Source organism: Streptomyces sp. NPDC048671, from assembly GCF_055587045.1.
The window spans coordinates 1-17,293 of record NZ_JBVJHB010000020.1 but is presented as its reverse complement, the minus strand read 5'-3'; the positions used below and the strand labels follow the sequence as shown (position 1 = coordinate 17,293).

General features: G+C 71.6%; 15 protein-coding genes. 7 read left to right on the top strand and 8 right to left on the bottom strand.

The genetic code is table 11. The annotated features are described in order from the left end of the window. Positions 1-29: 29 nt before the first annotated feature. The gene (locus ACZ6S6_RS32615; protein ID WP_469708483.1) at positions 30-515 is read right to left on the bottom strand and encodes a hypothetical protein; all 486 of its coding nucleotides are present in this window, start codon (positions 513-515) and stop codon (positions 30-32) included. A gap of 402 nt (positions 516-917) precedes the next feature. Here ACZ6S6_RS32615 and ACZ6S6_RS32610 point away from each other — a divergent pair, with 402 nt between their 5' ends. Genes ACZ6S6_RS32610 through ACZ6S6_RS32595 form a run of 4 tightly spaced genes read left to right on the top strand, consistent with a single transcriptional unit; the run spans position 918 to position 5,240 of the window. Then, entirely contained in the window at positions 918-3,782 is a 2,865-nt protein-coding gene (locus ACZ6S6_RS32610; RefSeq protein WP_469708481.1) for a sensor histidine kinase, read from the top strand. After that, on the top strand, positions 3,779-4,222 hold the full coding sequence (locus ACZ6S6_RS32605) for a roadblock/LC7 domain-containing protein (RefSeq protein WP_362966246.1): 444 nt from the start codon (positions 3,779-3,781) through the stop codon (positions 4,220-4,222). Before ACZ6S6_RS32610 ends, ACZ6S6_RS32605 begins: the two co-directional genes overlap by 4 nt. A 9-nt stretch (positions 4,223-4,231) precedes the next feature. Continuing rightward, positions 4,232-4,654, top strand: coding sequence for a DUF742 domain-containing protein (locus ACZ6S6_RS32600; protein WP_362966248.1), 423 nt, complete (start codon positions 4,232-4,234; stop codon positions 4,652-4,654). After that, positions 4,635-5,240, top strand: a complete 606-nt coding sequence (locus ACZ6S6_RS32595; protein ID WP_469708478.1) for a GTP-binding protein — start codon at positions 4,635-4,637, stop codon at positions 5,238-5,240. The genes ACZ6S6_RS32600 and ACZ6S6_RS32595 overlap by 20 nt, the downstream gene beginning before the upstream one ends. Before the next feature lie 110 nt (positions 5,241-5,350). On the opposite strand, the gene ACZ6S6_RS32590 is transcribed toward ACZ6S6_RS32595, so the two are convergent. From ACZ6S6_RS32590 to ACZ6S6_RS32575, 4 genes are all read right to left on the bottom strand, one after another. Next, on the bottom strand, positions 5,351-6,541 hold the full coding sequence (locus tag ACZ6S6_RS32590) for a lipid-transfer protein (protein WP_469708477.1): 1,191 nt from the start codon (positions 6,539-6,541) through the stop codon (positions 5,351-5,353). Next, positions 6,538-7,035: a Zn-ribbon domain-containing OB-fold protein gene (locus ACZ6S6_RS32585; protein WP_469708475.1), complete on the bottom strand. Its 498-nt coding sequence runs from the start codon at positions 7,033-7,035 to the stop codon at positions 6,538-6,540. Before ACZ6S6_RS32585 ends, ACZ6S6_RS32590 begins: the two co-directional genes overlap by 4 nt. Before the next feature lie 49 nt (positions 7,036-7,084). Then, positions 7,085-7,432, bottom strand: coding sequence for an Mpo1-like protein (locus ACZ6S6_RS32580; protein WP_362966256.1), 348 nt, complete (start codon positions 7,430-7,432; stop codon positions 7,085-7,087). 117 nt (positions 7,433-7,549) lie between these two features. Further along, complete coding sequence (locus ACZ6S6_RS32575) at positions 7,550-8,356, bottom strand: M15 family metallopeptidase (protein WP_469708473.1); 807 nt, start codon at positions 8,354-8,356, stop codon at positions 7,550-7,552. Positions 8,357-8,413: 57 nt separating this feature from the next. Between ACZ6S6_RS32575 and ACZ6S6_RS32570 the strand changes: the two genes are divergently transcribed. Then, complete coding sequence (locus tag ACZ6S6_RS32570; protein WP_469708471.1) at positions 8,414-8,965, top strand: NUDIX domain-containing protein; 552 nt, start codon at positions 8,414-8,416, stop codon at positions 8,963-8,965. 6 nt (positions 8,966-8,971) lie between these two features. On the opposite strand, the gene ACZ6S6_RS32565 is transcribed toward ACZ6S6_RS32570, so the two are convergent. Then, positions 8,972-11,323, bottom strand: a complete 2,352-nt coding sequence (locus ACZ6S6_RS32565; RefSeq protein WP_469708469.1) for a glycoside hydrolase family 31 protein — start codon at positions 11,321-11,323, stop codon at positions 8,972-8,974. A gap of 250 nt (positions 11,324-11,573) precedes the next feature. Between ACZ6S6_RS32565 and ACZ6S6_RS32560 the strand changes: the two genes are divergently transcribed. Together ACZ6S6_RS32560 and ACZ6S6_RS32555 are read left to right on the top strand one after the other, a co-directional pair. After that, positions 11,574-13,550, top strand: coding sequence for an acetoacetate--CoA ligase (locus ACZ6S6_RS32560; RefSeq protein WP_469708467.1), 1,977 nt, complete (start codon positions 11,574-11,576; stop codon positions 13,548-13,550). A gap of 67 nt (positions 13,551-13,617) precedes the next feature. Then, entirely contained in the window at positions 13,618-14,565 is a 948-nt protein-coding gene (locus ACZ6S6_RS32555) for a hypothetical protein (RefSeq protein WP_469708465.1), read from the top strand. Between the two features lie 69 nt (positions 14,566-14,634). Here ACZ6S6_RS32555 and ptsP read toward each other — a convergent pair whose 3' ends face one another. Both ptsP and ACZ6S6_RS32545 read right to left on the bottom strand, forming a co-directional pair. Then, positions 14,635-16,305, bottom strand: a complete 1,671-nt coding sequence (gene ptsP / locus ACZ6S6_RS32550) for a phosphoenolpyruvate--protein phosphotransferase (RefSeq protein ID WP_362966268.1) — start codon at positions 16,303-16,305, stop codon at positions 14,635-14,637. A 76-nt stretch (positions 16,306-16,381) separates the two neighbouring features. Further along, positions 16,382-16,831 carry a PTS sugar transporter subunit IIA gene (locus ACZ6S6_RS32545; RefSeq protein ID WP_362966270.1) on the bottom strand — a complete coding sequence of 150 codons (450 nt, stop codon included), beginning with the start codon at positions 16,829-16,831 and terminating at the stop codon, positions 16,382-16,384. Positions 16,832-17,293: the final 462 nt, after the last annotated feature.

The following is a 17,293-nucleotide window of genomic DNA, read 5'->3' as shown; positions in this document are numbered from 1 at the left end:
CCCCTCCCGGCGTGGCCGCCACGGCGGGTTCAGGCCCGGGACAGCCTGCGGCCCGCGGAGCGGCGGCGTATCCGTGTACCGTCCCGCTGCTCCGTCCGGGCGGCCCGCCTCGCCCGGCGCCTCTCGCGGCGCAGCCGCCGGGCGGAGCTGCTCGGAATCGACACGACGCCGTTGCGCTGATTCCACACCTGCCGGGTGACCCACACATCCAGCACCGACCATGTCGCGCCCACCGTGCTGGCCACGCTGCTCAGCACCATCGGGAAGGCCAGCCAGGACCCTGTCACCGTGGCCAGGAAGGCCACCATCGCCTGGATGATCGTCAGCGACATGATCAGAACGGCCCGCACGGCCGCGGTACGCACCGGGTCCGGCATCCGCCGCCGCAGCGCGGGCTCCTCGACCCAGAGCTGCTGCCGCGGAATCACCGGACGGCCCGCCGCCGCGGGCGCCGCACCCTTCGCCGCCCGGACCCGCGCCGACTCCGCGGCGCCATGACGCTCTTCCGTTTCCAAGGACTTTCAACTCCCCACCGCTGTCCGACTTCAGGGTTGCTGCCCGGCATGAGCGGTTTCTACGCGGACGGGCCGCCCCATCCTGCCGAATGCACCCCTGCAGTCCCCCTACCCCCGTACAGACAGACGAGTGCCGGGCTGTGAAGATTCCCCCGAACCGTCACGGAACGTAGAATTCCAGCCAACTGGCACGGGGAGGAATGTGGGGCTCTGGCTGGTCTCTTCTGTCGCCTTCACGAATTTCATCTCCAGGAATACCGGGACAACTCATGGTCAACTCCCAGTAAGGCGGCCGAAAATCGTCCGGGCGGGCCTTCGAGTTGTCTGTGCGTCGGTAGTAGGCTCGCGCCGTTTGTTGACGGAACACCATCACCGCCCTGCGGTGCCGAGCTGGGGGAGGCCATGCGCTTTCGCGGAAAGTCCATCCGCAGGAAGATCGTGGCGTTGCTTCTGGTGCCGCTCGTCTCCCTCACCGCACTATGGGGCTTCGCCACCTATCTCACCGGCCGTGAGGCCGGCCAGCTGATGAGCGCGAGCACCGTGGTGGAGAAGATCGGCCACCCCCTGGAGGACACCGTCCGGGCCGTGCAGAACGAGCGCCGGCAGACTCTCGTCTTCCTCGCGGACCCGCGCGCCTCCGACGCCCTGCCGGTCCTGCGCCGCCAGCGCGCCGCCACCGACCGGGTCGTGAAGCAGGTCAACAGGAGCGCGGGGCACAAGGACATCCGTGAAGCGCTGCGGCCCGACGCCGAGACCCAGCTCAGCTCGATCCTGGGCGCGGTCCAGGGGCTGCAGTCGCTCCGCGACTCCGTCGACAAGCGCACCATCGACCGGGCCAAGGCGATGGAGTACTACAACGGCCTCATCGACCCCTGCTACCGCTTCCTGACCGGCCTCCACGTCATGGAGAACGTGTCGATGGACAAGCAGGTCCGTGCCCTGGCGGGCATCTCGCGCGCCCGCGAAATGCTCTCCCAGGAAGACGCGCTCGTCGCGTCGGGGCTCCTCGCGGGACGGCTGACGGCCCCCGAACTCCGGCAGATCTCCGACCTCATCGCCAAGCGCGGACTGCTGTACGAGATCAACCTCGAAGCGCTTCCCGCCTCGGAGCGCCGCCGTGTCGAGCAGTACTGGGCGAGCCCGGACAGTGAGCCGCTGCGCTCCGCCGAGGGCAAGCTCATCGCCCAGGGGCCCACCCAGGACCCCCGCGAGATGGACGCCGCACGCTGGCAGGAGGTGGCCCCGCCGGTCCTGGACCGGCTGGCCAACGATTCGACCGAGATGAACAACCGCTTCCAGGACCGCGGCAGGCCCGCCGGCTACGGCGTCCTGATCAAGGCGGGTGTCGCCGGCGTACTGGGATTCCTGGCCCTGCTCGTCTCGGTCTTCGTCTCCGTGCGCATCGGCCGCGAACTCATCCGCGACCTCTCACGCCTGCGCAAGGACGCCCACGAGGTCTCCGGGGTACGCCTGCCGAGTGTGATGCGGCGTCTCGCGGCGGGCGAACAGATCGACGTCGAGACCGAGTCCCCGCACCTCAACTACGAGCGGGACGAGATCGGCCAGGTCGGGCAGGCACTCAACATCCTGCAACGGGCCGCCGTCGAGGCCGCCGTCAGGCAGGCCGACATGCGTCGCGGGGTGTCCGAGGTGTTCGTCAACCTCGCCCGCCGCAACCAGGTACTGCTGCACCGCCAGCTGACGCTCCTGGACACCATGGAGCGCCGCACCGAGAACACCGAGGAACTCGCCGACCTCTTCCGTCTCGACCACCTCACCACGCGCATGCGGCGCCACGCCGAGGGCCTGGTGATCCTCTCGGGAGCCGCACCGTCACGGCAGTGGCGCAAGCCCATCCAGCTGATGGACGTGGTGCGCGCCGCGGTCGCGGAGGTGGAGGACTACGAACGGATCGAGGTCCGCCGGCTGCCGAGGATCGGTGTGGGCGGCCCGGCCGTCGCCGACCTCACCCACCTGATCGCGGAGCTCCTGGAGAACGCCACGGTGTTCTCGCCCCCGCACACCGCGGTCCAGGTGCACGGCGAGCGCGTCGCCAACGGGTTCACCCTCGAAATCCACGACCGCGGGCTCGGCATGCCCGCGGAACTCCTCCTGGACGCCAACCTCCGACTCGCCGAGACACCCGAGTTCGAGCTGTCCGACACCGACCGGCTCGGCCTCTTCGTCGTCAGCCGGCTGGCCCAGCGGCAGAACGTCAGGGTGTCGCTCCAGCCCTCCCCCTACGGCGGCACCACCGCGGTCGTCTTCATCCCGGCGGCGCTGCTCACCGACGCCCCGGAGGCGCACGGCACCGGATTCCGCCTCGACCGCAGGTCCGAGAGGGCGATCGCCGGCAGCGGGCCGGGCGGCGACGCGGCGGGCAGCGGCAAGGACGGCGGCAAGGACGACGGCCGCCCGCAGAGCGGCAGATCCGCCGGCCTCTCGCCGGTGCCCACCGGACTGGCGGACCCGGCGCTGCTCGACGGTCCCGTCGAGCTCGAAGGACCGGTCGGCCCACTGGACTTCACCCGTGACCCGGTACTCGAAGCCGTCGCCGGACCAGGACTCGACCCGGTGCTCGACGGAGTGTCCGACCTGGAGGACACCGAGAGCGAACGAGGCGGCATCTTCCGGGCCCGTGAGCTCCGCCGCGACGGCGAGCGCGATCAGCACCAGCAGGCCGCCGACCAGACCGAGGATCAGGACGGGGTCCGGGAACTGCGCCCGGACGGCGTCAGGCCGCTGCCCCGCCGCACACCGCCGACCCTGGTCACCGACCGGGGCCGCCGGATCGACGAGGCGGGCCGGGACCACCCCACGGCCGCCGACCCGGAGCGCACGCGCCCGGCGCCCGGACCCGTCCGGTCCGCGGACCGCGGCCGGCCCACCGAACCCCGGCAGCCCAACGGCTCGCGGACCCGCACCGAGCACGCCATGTCCCCGGCGGCCACGCCCTCGGTGCCTGCGCCCCGTCCGCAGTCACCCGCCCGGACCCCGGCGCCCGCTCCCGAGACGGTCGGCGGGCTGCCCCGCAGGATCCGGCAGGCCAGTCTCGCCCCGCAGCTCCGCGAGGGATCCGTCGGCCGCGCCGCCGAGCCGGACCTGGTGGAGACGGTGGAGGACATCGAACGCGACGCCGACGAGGTACGCAGCCGCATGGCGTCGCTCCAGCGCGGCTGGCAGCGCGGCCGCCTCCAGAACGCCGAGGACGTGACCGGCCCCGGTGACACAGCACAAGGAACCACTCCGGGAGGGGACGGTCCATGACCGCACCGAACGCCGCAGCACTCAACTCAGCACGCCAGGGGTCCGGCGAACTCAACTGGCTCCTCGACGAACTCGTCGAGCGCGTCGCCAGCATCCGCAAGGCGCTGGTGCTCTCCAGCGACGGTCTCCCCACCGGCGCGTCCAAGGACCTGACCAGGGAGGACGGTGAGCACCTGGCGGCCGTGGCCTCCGGGTTCCACAGCCTCGCCAAGGGAGTCGGGCGGCACTTCGACGCCGGCCGGGTCCGCCAGACCGTCGTCGAACTCGACGAGGCGTTCCTGTTCGTCACGGCGGCCGGTGACGGCAGCTGTCTGGCCGTGCTCGCCGACTCCGACTCGGACGTCGGGCAGGTGGCGTACGAGATGACGCTGATGGTCAAGCGTGTGGGCGCCCACCTGGCCAGCTCCCCCCGGTCGACCGGTCTGCCCAACGGAGGGTGAGTGGATGGCATGAGCGCCGACTCCTCGCGTTCCCCGGCCGCCCCCGGCGGTCCGCAGTCCTCGCGCTGGTACGACGCCGACGCGGGGCCGGTCGTCCGTCCGTACGCGATGACGCGGGGACGTACCAGCAGCGCGTCCCGCCACCGTCTCGACCTGATCGCGATCGTCGTCCCCGAACCCGCGGCCGACGATCCCGGCCGGGACCAGACGCTCTCCCCGGAACACGTGGAGATCGTCGAACTGTGCAGCGGCATGCCCCAGTCGATCGCCGAGCTCGCGGCCGGTCTGGACCTCCCCGTCGGGGTGGTCCGGGTGCTGGTCGGTGATCTCGTCGAGGACGAGCTGGTGCATGTGACCCGTCCCGTTCCGCCGGCCGAGCTGCCGGACGTGAACATTCTTCGCGAGGTGATCAATGGCCTTCGGGCGCTCTAGCCGCAGCAGGCGGCCCGTGGAGCCCGTTACCCTGAAAATCCTGGTGGCGGGCGGCTTCGGAGTGGGCAAGACGACCATGGTGGGAGCGGTCAGTGAGATCAGGCCGCTGCGCACCGAGGAGAGGCTGACCGAGGCAGGACGTCCCGTGGACGACCTGGAGGGTGTCGAGGCGAAGACCACCACGACGGTGGCCATGGACTTCGGGCGGATCACGCTCCGCGAGGACCTGGTGCTGTACCTCTTCGGCACCCCGGGGCAGGACCGGTTCTGGTTCCTCTGGGACGAACTCGCCCAGGGTGCGCTGGGGGCGGTAGTCCTCGCGGACACCCGGCGCCTGGATGACTGCTTCGCGGCGGTCGACTACTTCGAACGCCGGGCGATCCCCTTCGCCGTCGCCGTCAACTGTTTCGAGGGCGCCGACCGGTTCCCCACCGGGACGGTGCAGGCGGCGCTTGACCTGGATCCGGAGGTACCGGTGCTTCTGTGCGACGCGCGGGACCGGTCGTCCGTACGGGACGTACTGGTGGCCGTCGTCGAACACGCGCTGGCCCGCGCGGACGCACCGCGCGAACCGGCCACGACGTAGTCCGGCCCCGAGCCGGCCGGGCGGCACCGGCAGCACGCGGCACGTACCCCCGGCCCATAGGGGGACGTGCCGCGCGTCGTGCGTCCACAAGCCGCTGCGGGCACGGCCCGTCAGCGGACCGCGACCACCGCCGAGCCGTGGCCGAACAGCCCCTGGTTCGCGGTGATTCCGGCACGCGCCCCCGGAACCTGACGCTCTCCCGCCGTGCCGCGCAACTGCCAGGTCAGCTCGCAGACCTGGGCGATCGCCTGCGCGGGCACGGCCTCGCCGAAGGACGCCAGCCCGCCGCTCGGGTTCACCGGGACGCGCCCGCCGAGCGCCGTCGCCCCCTCCCGGACGAGCGCCGCGCCCTCACCGGCCGGGCACAGCCCGATGTCCTCGTACCACTCCAGCTCCAGCGCCGTGGAGAGGTCGTACACCTCGGCCAGCGAGAGGTCCGAGGGCCCGATGCCCGCCTCCTCGTACGCCGCCCGTGCGATCGAGGCGCGGAAACTCGCGGCCGCCGGTTCCGCGGCGACCGCCGAATCGGTGGCGATGTCCGGCAGATCGAGCACCGCCTTCGGGTACGTCGGCGTCACGGTCGACACGGCCCGGATGCGGACCGGGTCCGCGGCCCCGTGACGCCGGGCGAACTCCATGCTGGACAGCACCAGCGCCGCCGCACCGTCGGACGTGGCGCAGATGTCGAGCAGCCGCAGCGGATCGGCGACCACCGCGGACGCCGCGACCTGCTCGGCGCTCACGGGCGCCCGGTAGCGGGCGTTGGGGTTCAGCGCGCCGGCCGCCGCGTTCTTCACCTTGACCAGCGCGAAGTCCTCCGGGGTGTCCCCGTGCACGGCCATCCGGCGGCGGGCGTAGAGGGCGAAGTACGCGGGGTTCGTCGCGCCGAGCACCCGGAACCGCAGCCAGTCCGGGTCGTCGGGCCGCTCGCCGCCCGCCGGGGCGAAGAACCCCTTGGGCGCCGCGTCCGCCCCCACCACGAGCACCACGTCCGCCATACCGGCCAGGATCTGCGCCCTGGCGGTGTTGACGGCCTGGGCGCCCGACGCGCAGGCCGCGTACACGCTGGTGACCCGGGCGCCCTGCCAGCCCAGCGCCTGCGCGAACGTCGCCCCGGCCACGTACCCCGGATATCCGCCGCGCACGGTGTCCGCGCCGACCACGGACTGCACGTCCGGCCAGTCGACGCCCGCGTCGGCGAGTGCGTTGCGGGCCGCCACCCTGCCGTACTCCACGAAGCTGCGCCCCCACTTGCCCCACGGGTGCATCCCGGCCCCGAGAACGGCCACGTCCCCGCTCATCGCGCACCGTCCCCGGAGCCCGAACCCGAGCCGGTGTCCACGGGCCGCCAGTGCCAGGTCGTCCACACCGTGCCGTCCTTTGTGCCGTCGCCGGATTGCGGACCGAGCATCCCGGGCACGACCTCGACCGTCATCCCGACCGCGAGATCCGCCACGCCGACCCCCGGCGCGGCCTGCCCGAGCACCACCATCCGCTCGGCCGCGAGCTCCACGGCCACCAGCGTGTACGGCTCCCAGGGCACGTCCGGGTCCGAGGGGTAGGGGGCGGGCGGCCGGTAGCGGCCGTCGGTGTACGACCAGACCGTGCCGCGCCGGGACAGCGGGACCTCGACCGGTTCGCCGCCGTCACAGCCCGGATTGCGGCAGAAGCCGTCCTGGCGGGGGAAGAAGACCGACGAGCAGAGCGGACAGCGGGTGCCCAGCAGCCGGAAGTCCTCATCGGGGCCGTCCTCGGTGAACCACCCGGCCACCACGGGTATGTGCTTGCTCGGCAAAGTTCCTCCCCAGCACTGAATCTGACGGAACGTCAGAAGTGTGCCACGGTCAGCTGTTGTCGGCGAGCCACTTGGCGGCGGTCTCCGCGAGCTCCCGGTCGCGGCCGGCCAGCATCATCCGGATCATCTGCACATCGCCGCGCAATGACCAGGCCGGATGACCGAAGGAGGCCGGGTTGTTCCCCTCGATCAGGAAGTGGGCGGGCCAGGCGGTCCCGTACCCGATCAGCGGCAGCGCCGCCGCGTACCGCTTGCGGCCGCGTGCCAGGCCGTAGGCGGTGATCGCGAGCCCGGTCAGGGTGCCGGTCAGATGGACCCAGCGGGTCGCTGCCCTGGAGTGCATCGCGACGTAATAGGGCCAGAATTCCTCGTACGAATCGAACGTCTGCTGTGACATACGGGCACCGTAATGGCTGGAACGGCAACCGGATACGGCCGATTCGCGTCCGAGAAGAAGAACGGGTGGCCGGAACCCACGGGGGTGGTCCCAGTCACCCGTTTCTCCCCTTCGGTCTCAGTGGCCGGCGACGGACCGACGGGCCACCGGGAAGTCGAAATAGGTGTCGGGGAACAGCTCCGGCGTGAAGGTGTAGTGCCACCACTCCTCGGCCAGATTGACGAATCCGGCGTCGGTGAGCGTCTTCTTCAGGAACTGCCGGTTGGCGCGCCGCACGCCCTGGATCCGCGGATCGTCCGTGTGCGAGAGCGTGTCGAAGCAGTCGAATCCGGTGCCCATGTCGATCGAGTTGTCCGGGAAGCGCTCGGCCTGCGGTGCGTAGCAGGGGACCAGTTCCTGACCCGGCCGGTAGGGCGGGGCCGGCCGGGCCGGCAGCCTCACCAGCGTCAGGTCCACGGTGCTGCCCCGGCTGTGCCCGGACTTCTCCGCGATGTAACCGTCGGCGAACAGCCGGGTCTTGTCGACCCGCGGATAGAACTCGCCCTTCATGGTCTCGTCGTCGAGATCCTTCGCCCACCGTACGAAGTGGTCGACGGCCCGCTGGGGCCGGTAGCAGTCGTACACCTTCAGCGAGTAGCCCTGGCGCAGCAGCCGGAGCTGGGCCCGGTGCAGCGCCTGGGCGGCGGGCCGGGTCAGGATGCACAGGGACTCGCGGTAACCGTCCACCGGTTCGCCCATGAAGTCGTGCCCGGTGGGATAACGCATCTCCTGGATGATCGTGGGATCCACCGCACGCAGCGCGACGAATTCGGCGGGAGCCCTGGGCTCGGGCCTCGCCCGCGCCGCCGGGGCGACGGCGGTGACGGCGAGCAGGGCGGCGGCAGTGGCTGCCAGGGCACGGAGAGTGGAAGCAAGACCTGTCATGAGCACATCGTCCATCAGTCCTGCGGCACCGGGCAGGTGATCGGATACAGTCCGCGCGTGTCCGAGACGACGAGAACTCCCGAGAAGCCCGAGAAGCCCGTGAAGGACTCCCACTGCGACAGCTGCGGAGCCCCGTACACCGCCCTCGCGTCCCCGGACGCCTGGCCCCGCACCTGCACCGTCTGCGGCGCCACCGCCTACCGCAACCCGCTCCCGGTCGCCGTCGCCCTGCTCCCCGTCACCGGCCGGGACGGCACCGGACTGGTCGTCATCACCCGCACCATCGAACCCTGCCTCGGCGGACGCGCACTCCCCGGCGGCTTCGTCGACCACGCCGAGGACTGGAAACACGCGGTCGTCCGCGAACTCCACGAGGAGACCGGCATCGAGGCCCACCGCGACGACGTCCGGCTCGCCGACGCCCTCAGCTCACCGGACGGCCACCTGCTCCTGTTCGGCCTGCTCCCGCCCCGGCCGGCCGCCGCCCTCCCGCCGTCCGCACCCACCGAAGAGACCTCCGGACACGAAGTCCTGCACGCCCCCGAGGAACTGGCCTTCCCCCTGCACACCGAGGCCGTCCGCTCCTGGTTCGCCGGCCGCTACCGCTGAGCGCGCTCACCGCCCCCGGACCCGCACCGAGCAGTCCACCAGCCCCTCCTCACCGTCCCGCTCCACCACGACCCGCCCGCCCACCAGCCGCGTCGTGTACCGCTCGACCACCGCAGGCTCCCAGCCGTCCCCCGCGTCACGGACCACGAAGCCACCACCGCCGCGCCCCTCCACCGGAGCCCAGACCTCCAGCTCCAGCCCACCGTCCGCACCCCGCACCGGAATCACCGACCCGGCCCGCGCCAGCACCGGCACCCGCGACAACGGCGCCTCGACCACCACCTGACCCGGCCCCTCGTACACCGCACCGGTCACCGTGTCGTACCAGCGCCCCGGCGGCAGCCGCACCGCCCGTTCACCCACCCCCGGCCCCAGCACCGGCGCCACCAGCAACGCGTCCCCCAGCAGGAACGCGTCCTCGCACTCCCGCAGTGCCCGGTCGCCCGGCGCACCCCACCACAACGGACGCGCGTACGGCGCGCCCGTCAGCCGGGCCAGCTCCGCCAGCGTCACCCAGTACGGGCGCAGCCGCTCCCGCTCCAGCAGCACCTCGCGGGCCGCGTCGAGCACCCGGGGCCCGAACTCCCACGGCTCCCGCCGGCCCGCGTCGATCGCCGAATGCGTACGGAACAACGGCAGATACGCGCCCAGCTGGAACCACCTCAGATACATCTCCGGCGACGGCGACCCGTCGAACCCGCCCACGTCCGGGCCCGAGTACGGCACCCCGCACAGCCCGAGACCCAGCACCAGCGCCAACGAGGCCCGCAGCCCCGGCCAGCCCGTCGACACATCACCGGACCAGGTGCCCCCGTACCGCTGCATCCCCGCCCACCCGGACCGCGAGAACAGGAACGGCCGCTCGTCCGGGCGCAGCCGGCACAGCCCCTCGTACCCGGCGCGCGCCATGGCGAGGCCGTACACGTTGTGCGCCTCCCGGTGATCGCCGTCGCGCCCCTCCAGCGAGTGGCGCGCCGAACGGGGCAGCGTCGGGTCACCGAACGCCGCGAACGACACCGGCTCGTTCATGTCGTGCCAGACACCGGAGAACCCCTGCGCCAGCCGCTCCCCGTACAGCCCGCCCCACCACTCGCGCACCCGCGGATCGGTGAAGTCCGGGTACACGCACTCACCCGGCCACACCTCCCCGCGCACGGTCCGGCCCCGGGCGTCCCGCACGAACGCACCCGAGGCCCCCACCGCCCTGCCGCCTTCGAACACCGCGTTCCCCGGCGCGGCCGGCACCGCCGGGTCCACGATCGACACCAGCCGTATCCCGTCCCCGCGCAACTCCTCGGCCAGCCCCGGAAGATCGGGGAACCGCTCCCGGTCCACCGTGAACACCCGGTGCGCGTCGTAGTGGTCTATGTCCAGATGCAGCACGGACAACGGCAGCCCCCGCTCCCGGTACCCCGACACGATCCGCCGCACCTCCCGCCCGCTCCCGAAGCCCCAGCGGGCGTGCTGCGGACCCAGCGCCCAGGACGGCGGCAGCGCCGGCGCGCCCGTCAGGGCCGTCCAGCCCTGGAGCACCCGGGCCGGCGTGCCCGCCACCACCCAGCAGCGCAGCGGCCCGCCGTCCATCCGCACCTCGGACATCCCCGGACGGTCATGACCGGAACCCGCGCCCTCCTCCCCCTCGCGCAGCGTCACCCGCCCCGCCCAGGAGTTGTCGTGGAAGGCCAGATGAGTCCCCGCGTCCGAGACCACCAGCTGGACCGGCATCGTCAGGTACAGCGGGTCGTCGTCCGGCCCGAACCGCCCGCCCGGATCGGTGTTCCACAACCCGTACACGCCGTCCCGGAGCCGAGGCCCGCCCGCTCGCCCGCCGAGCCCGAAGAACCGCGCGTCCGCCGGGACCTGCGACCGCTGCACCCAGCGCGCGGCCCCGCCCGCCACCGGCTCCCACCACCGGGGCGGCAGCTCGCGCCGGAGCACCACGCCGCCAGGAGTGCGCAGCTCCACCGCCCCGTGCCGGGACACCGCGACGGTCAGCCGCTCCGAGACCACCTGCCATCCGCCGTCCTTGTCCGGCTCCAGAACGGCCCGCGGATCCGCGTCGGGCGCCGGCCCCGGCAGGGCGTACGACGGCAGCGGCTCCGCCCCGTCCCATCCCCAGAAGACCGCACCCCCCACGGCCACCCGGACGCTCAGCTGCGAACGCGCGAACCGCACCACACCACCGCCGGGCCCCGGCTCCGCCCCCACCGCGGGCCCCGGCACCCTCGCCCGCTCCGGGCCGCGCGACGGCAACGCCCGCGCATCCGCCCGCGAGCGCCGCCACGCCGAACGCACCGTACGCAGTCCCTGCTTCGAACCCACCGACTTCACCGAGCGCACCAGGTCACGACCGTTCATGCGGCTCACCCTGCCATCCGGCGAGCGGGGAACGGGCTCTGTTCAACTTTCGTTCATCCACGGGCCGGACGTGGCCGGACGTGGCCGGACGTGGCCGGACCACATATCCGGACACGCGGTCATGGGTGGGCGGCCCTGGTGCGAAAGACGATCACATGGCATCGTCCGTGAAAGCCGCCTCACGCGCACACCCCAGCACGTGCGCGCGACCCACGCTGACCCGCGTACCCGTACAGCCAGGAGCCGACCCATGACCTCAGCAGCCGACGAAGCCCCCCTCTGGCAGCCCGGCCCGGACCGCATCGCGACCGCGACCGTCACCCGCTTCCAGAACTGGGCGGCCGAGCGCCACGGAGCACCGGCCGAGGGCGGATACGCAGCGCTGCACCGCTGGTCGGTCGACGAACTGGACACCTTCTGGCAGGCCGTCGCCGAATGGTTCGACGTACGGTTCTCCACCCCCTACGAGAGCGTCCTCGGCGACCGCACCATGCCCGGCGCCCAGTGGTTCCCCGGCGCCACCCTCAACTACGCCGAACACGCGCTGCGCACCGCCGAGGACCCCCTCCGCGCCGACGCGCCCGCGCTGCTCCACGTGGACGAGAGCCACACCCAGAACCCCACCTCCTGGTCCGAGCTCCGCCGCCGGGTCGGCTCGCTCGCCGCCGAGCTCCGCGCACTCGGCGTCACCCCCGGCGACCGGGTCAGCGGCTACCTCCCCAACATCCCGGAAGCGGTCGTCGCCTTCCTCGCCACCGCCGCCGTCGGAGCCGTCTGGACCTCCTGCGCCCCCGACTTCGGCGCCCGCAGCGTTCTCGACCGCTTCCAGCAGGTCGAGCCCGTCGTCCTGTTCACCGTCGACGGCTACCGATACGGCGGCAAGGAACACCACCGCGCCGACACCGTCGCCGAGCTGCGCCGCGAACTCCCCACCCTGCGCGCCGTCGTCCACATCCCGCTGCTGGGCACCGACGCACCCGAAGGCGCCCTCGACTGGTCCGCCCTCATCGCCGCGGACACCGAGCCCGTCTTCGAGCAGGTCCCCTTCGACCATCCGCTGTGGGTGCTCTACTCCTCCGGCACCACCGGCCTCCCCAAGGCCATCGTCCAGTCCCAGGGCGGCATCCTGCTCGAACACTTCAAGCAGATCGGCCTGCACTGCGACCTCGGCCCCGAGGACCGCTTCTTCTGGTACACCTCCACCGGCTGGATGATGTGGAACTTCCTCGTCTCCGGTCTCCTCACCGGCACCACACTCGTGCTGTACGACGGAAGCCCCGGCTACCCGGACATCAGCGCCCAGTGGCGCGTCGCGGAACAGACGGGCGCCACGCTGTTCGGCACCTCCGCCGCCTACGTCATGGCCTGCCGCAAGGCCGGCATCCACCCGGGGCGCGACTTCGACCTCTCCCGTGTCCAGTGCGTCGCCACCACCGGCTCCCCGCTCCCGCCCGACGGGTTCCGCTGGCTCCACGACGAAGTGGCCGACGAGCTGTGGATCGCATCCGTCAGCGGCGGCACCGACGTCTGCAGCTGCTTCGCCGGAGCGGTCCCCACCCTCCCCGTCCACATCGGTGAGCTCCAGGCCCCCGCCCTCGGCACGGACCTCCGGTCCTGGGACCCGGCGGGCAACCCGCTGACCGGCGAGGTCGGCGAACTCGTCGTCACCAAGCCCATGCCGTCCATGCCGATCCGCTTCTGGAACGACCCCGACGGCAGCCGCTACCACGACAGCTACTTCGACATGTACCCCGGAGTCTGGCGCCACGGGGACTGGATCACGATCACCGACCGCGGCTCCGTCGTCATCCACGGCCGCTCCGACTCCACCCTCAACCGCCAGGGTGTACGCATGGGCTCCGCCGACATCTACGAAGCGGTCGAGCGCCTCCCGCAAATTCACGAATCACTCGTCATCGGACTGGAGGAGCCCGACGGCGGCTACTGGATGCCGCTCTTCGTCCACCTCGCGCAGGGCGCCGCGCTCGACGACGAACTGCGCGCCGCCATCAAGCAGACCATCCGCGAGAACCTCTCCCCGCGCCACGTCCCGGACGAGGTCATCGAGGTCCCCGGCATCCCGCACACCCTGACCGGCAAGCGCATCGAGGTTCCGGTCAAGCGCCTGCTCCAGGGAACGCCCCTGGCCAAGGCCGTCAACCCCGGCTCGATCGACAACCTGGAACTCCTCCACTTCTACGAGGAGCTGGCGCGCAAGCGCCGCTGACCGACGGCACTGTCAGTACCCCTGATTACTCTGAGTGAGCAATGATCGACAGCGCACTGGGGGAATCATGGCGCAGACCAGGAACAAGCAGACCAGGAACAAGCCGACCAGGAACAAGCGGGCCACGATCCACGGCCGGACCGGCGCCACCATGCGACGCACGCTGCGCCGCGAAGCACCGAACACCATCGGCCTCCTGACCGATGAACAGGACTTCGCGGTGATGCGGCACTACGCCACGTTCGCCTTCGACGACCACTGCGTCTACCTCCAGCAGGTGGAACGCCTGCTCAAATCACTCGCCGCACAGGGCATGCACACAACGGTCGCCCTCTTCGACCCGGAGGAGTACGCGGAGTTCTGCGCCGAATCGGACATCGCGGCAGACTCCCCGGCGAGCCGCAGCCGCTTCACCGCGGAGATCGCGGCGATCGGAGCCACCGTCACCTACACCGGACAGCCGCTCGACACCCTGATCCCGCTCCTCGTCTCCCGGGCGGTACGCCGGGCCACCTGGGAGTACGCCACGATGCTCCTGGCCGGCCTGGGGGAGTGCGCCGACTGCGGCCAGGACGTGGGCCGCGCGGCGTTCGACCGGGCGTCCCACCTCCTGCTGCGCACCCTTGAGACAGCGGGCCCCGGCACCCACCACCTGGTCTGCAGCACCCCCACGGAGAGCGAGCAGCTGCTCGCCGCCCTGCACACCGAACGGGACATGAGCGGACCGGCCCGCCTCGACTCGGCGGAAGGAGCCGAATTCGTGACCGTGCTGGCCGTCGGCATCGCCCTCGAAAGCCGCGGGGGAGTCGTCCTGCGGACGAGCGCACCCGGCACCCCGGACCGGGTGCACGGCTGGCGGCTGACCCGCGGCGGCCTCGCCCCGCTCACCGCGGGCGAGGTCTTCAGCGCCTACTGCACCGATGCCGACACCGGGGAACCGGTCTCCCCGGAGTCCGGCGTGGAGTACTGCGCGGGCTTCGACATCGGCGCCGACGAGCCGGAACCCCACCACTGACAAGCCGAAGGGGCTCCCCGCCACCATCGGCGGGAAGCCCCTTCTCCTCAGCGTCCTGGCGCTGCGGTCCTACTCGCCCGAAAGCACCGCCTGCGCGGCGACCCGCGCCTCCTCGGCGGAGTCCGCCGCACGGGCGGCGGCCGCGGCCCGCTCGCACTGCGCGAGCGTGTACTTCGCCAACGTGGTGCGCACATAAGGAATGGAAGCGGCGCCCATCGACAGCGACGTCACTCCCAAGCCGGTCAGGACACAGGCGAGCAGCGGATCGGCGGCAGCCTCACCACAGACACCACAGCTCTTGCCCTCGGCCCTGGCCGCATCGGCCGACATCGCCACCAGATCCAGCAGCGCCGGCTGCCACGGATCCTGCAGCCGGGACACCGCACCCACCTGACGGTCCGCCGCGAAGGTGTACTGCGCCAGGTCGTTGGTGCCCAGCGACAGGAACTCCACCTCCTGAAGCACCGAACGGGCGCGCAGCGCGGCCGACGGAATCTCGACCATCGCACCGAACTTCGCGTTCAGCCCGGCCTCGCGGCACGCGTCGGCGAACGCCTTGGCGTCCGCACGGTCCGCGACCATGGGCGCCATGACCTCCAGGTACACGGGCAGCCCCTCGGCCGCCTTCGACAGAGCGGTCAGCTGGGTCCGCAGCACATCGGGGTGATCCAGCAGACTGCGCAGCCCGCGCACGCCCAGCGCCGGGTTCGGCTCGTCCGCCGGAGTCAGGAAGTCCAGCGGCTTGTCCGCACCGGCGTCCAGCACCCGCACCACGACACGTCCCTCGGGGAACGCCTCAAGCACGGCGCGGTACGCCGCGATCTGCTTCTCCTCGGACGGCGCCTGCTTGCTGTCGTCGAGGAAGAGGAACTCGGTGCGGAACAGCCCCACACCCTCGGCACCCGCCTCGATCGCCGCCGGCACGTCGCCGGGCCCGCCGACGTTGGCGAGCAGCGGCACCTTGTGGCCGTCGGACGTCGCACCGGGACCGGTCGACGTGGACAACGCGGCCTTCCGCGCGGCCGCGGCGCTCTCCATCTCCGCCCGCTTCTCGGCGCTCGGCTCGACGAAGATCTCACCGGTGCTGCCGTCCACCGCGATCACGGTGCCCTCGGCCAGCTCGCCTGCGCCGGGCAGCGCCACGACGGCGGGCACACCGAGCGCCCGCGCCAGAATGGCGCTGTGGCTGGTCGGTCCGCCCTCCTCGGTGACGAAGCCGAGCACCAGGGTGGGGTCGAGCAGCGCCGTGTCGGCAGGAGCCAGGTCCCGCGCGATCAGCACATACGGCTCGTCGCTGTCGGGTACACCCGGCATCGGCACGCCGAGCAGCCGGGCCACGATCCGGTTGCGCACATCGTCGAGGTCGGCGACACGGCCCGCGAGGTACTCCCCGGCACCGGCCAGCAGCGCCCGGTACGAAGCGAACGCGTCGTACACGCCCCGCTCGGCGGTGCTGCCGACAGCGATGCGCCGGTCGACATCAGCCATGAGCTCGGGGTCCTGGGCCATCATGGCCTGGGCCTCCAGCACGTGCTGGGCCTCGCCGCCGGCCAGGTTGCCGCGTGCGACGAGGTCGGCCGCCACAGCGTCCACGGCCTGCCGCGCCCGCCCCTGTTCGCGCTCCGCCTCCTCGGCCGGGATCTGCTTGGCCGGCGGTTCGAGCACTGCCGTGCCCATGTGCCGTACCTCGCCGATCGCCACACCGTGGCTCACGCCTACGCCCCGCAGCGTTGTCTCCATTTCACCTGTCTCCGATTGTGCGGTGGACGATGTCCCCGCGGTGGATATCCGGTCGGCCGTCACTGCGCCGAACGCATTACTGCCAGCCGAACAGTGCGTCGGCGACCTTCACGTCGCCGTCCTCGACGACGTCGGAGAGGGAATCGGGAGTTGCCTCCAGCGCCACGACGGGACAGATCGGGGACTTGCCGGCCGCCTCCACGGCGGCCGGGTCCCAACGCACGATGCGCTGGCCGCGCGTGACGGTGTCACCCTTGTTCACCAGGAGCTCGAAGCCCTCACCATTGAGCTGGACCGTGTCGATACCGAGGTGGGTCAGAACCCCGTGTCCCTCACTGTCCACGACCACAAAGGCGTGCGGGTGGAGGGAGACGACGATTCCGTCGACCGGCGACACGGCCTCCGACGGCTCGCGTACGGGGTCGATGGCGGTACCGGGACCGACCATCGCGCCGGAGAAGACCGGGTCGGGCACCGCGGCGAGCCCGATGGCGCGTCCGGCAAGAGGGGACGTCACAGTGGTCATGGGGAGCCTCCCAGAGTGGAGCTTCTATGGCGCCGCCAGGGCTTGGTAGGAGGGCGGCGTACTGCTCAGCAGGGTAAGTCATGGGAAGTCCCGGTTCCGCCTGAGTCCTGGCGGTTCGAGGACCTAGGGGTGCACCGGAAACGATTTGCCTCGTCTCTCGGCAGCCTGTACTGTCGTACTCCTGCCTGGCCCCAACGCGACATTGAGTCGGGGGTCGGCGGCGACTATTAAGCCCAAACCCTAACCCGACGTCGGCACCGGCATGTCTGCTGGGGCTGGTCAATCGGACCGGAGAGGCCTGATAGAGTCGGACTCGCCGAAAGGGAAAAAGCGAAAGCGAAATTCCCCGGAGGTAATCAAGAACAATCCCGCTTCGACCGGGAATCGGACACGAAAGAGTCTGATAGAGTCGGAAACGCAAGACCGAAGGGAAGCGCCCGGAGGAAAGCCCCAGAAAATGTT

Bases quoted from the DNA above. Each gene is read 5' to 3' on its own strand.
- ACZ6S6_RS32610 (WP_469708481.1), top strand. From the start codon at position 918: ATGCGCTTTCGCGGAAAGTCCATCCGCAGGAAGATCGTGGCGTTGCTT.
- ACZ6S6_RS32605 (WP_362966246.1), top strand. From the start codon at position 3,779: ATGACCGCACCGAACGCCGCAGCACTCAACTCAGCACGCCAGGGGTCC.
- ACZ6S6_RS32600 (WP_362966248.1), top strand. From the start codon at position 4,232: ATGAGCGCCGACTCCTCGCGTTCCCCGGCCGCCCCCGGCGGTCCGCAG.
- ACZ6S6_RS32595 (WP_469708478.1), top strand. From the start codon at position 4,635: ATGGCCTTCGGGCGCTCTAGCCGCAGCAGGCGGCCCGTGGAGCCCGTT.
- ACZ6S6_RS32590 (WP_469708477.1), bottom strand. From the start codon at position 6,541: ATGAGCGGGGACGTGGCCGTTCTCGGGGCCGGGATGCACCCGTGGGGC.
- ACZ6S6_RS32580 (WP_362966256.1), bottom strand. From the start codon at position 7,432: ATGTCACAGCAGACGTTCGATTCGTACGAGGAATTCTGGCCCTATTAC.
- ACZ6S6_RS32575 (WP_469708473.1), bottom strand. From the start codon at position 8,356: ATGACAGGTCTTGCTTCCACTCTCCGTGCCCTGGCAGCCACTGCCGCC.
- ACZ6S6_RS32565 (WP_469708469.1), bottom strand. From the start codon at position 11,323: ATGAACGGTCGTGACCTGGTGCGCTCGGTGAAGTCGGTGGGTTCGAAG.
- ACZ6S6_RS32560 (WP_469708467.1), top strand. From the start codon at position 11,574: ATGACCTCAGCAGCCGACGAAGCCCCCCTCTGGCAGCCCGGCCCGGAC.
- ACZ6S6_RS32555 (WP_469708465.1), top strand. From the start codon at position 13,618: ATGGCGCAGACCAGGAACAAGCAGACCAGGAACAAGCCGACCAGGAAC.
- ptsP (WP_362966268.1), bottom strand. From the start codon at position 16,305: ATGGAGACAACGCTGCGGGGCGTAGGCGTGAGCCACGGTGTGGCGATC.
- ACZ6S6_RS32545 (WP_362966270.1), bottom strand. From the start codon at position 16,831: ATGACCACTGTGACGTCCCCTCTTGCCGGACGCGCCATCGGGCTCGCC.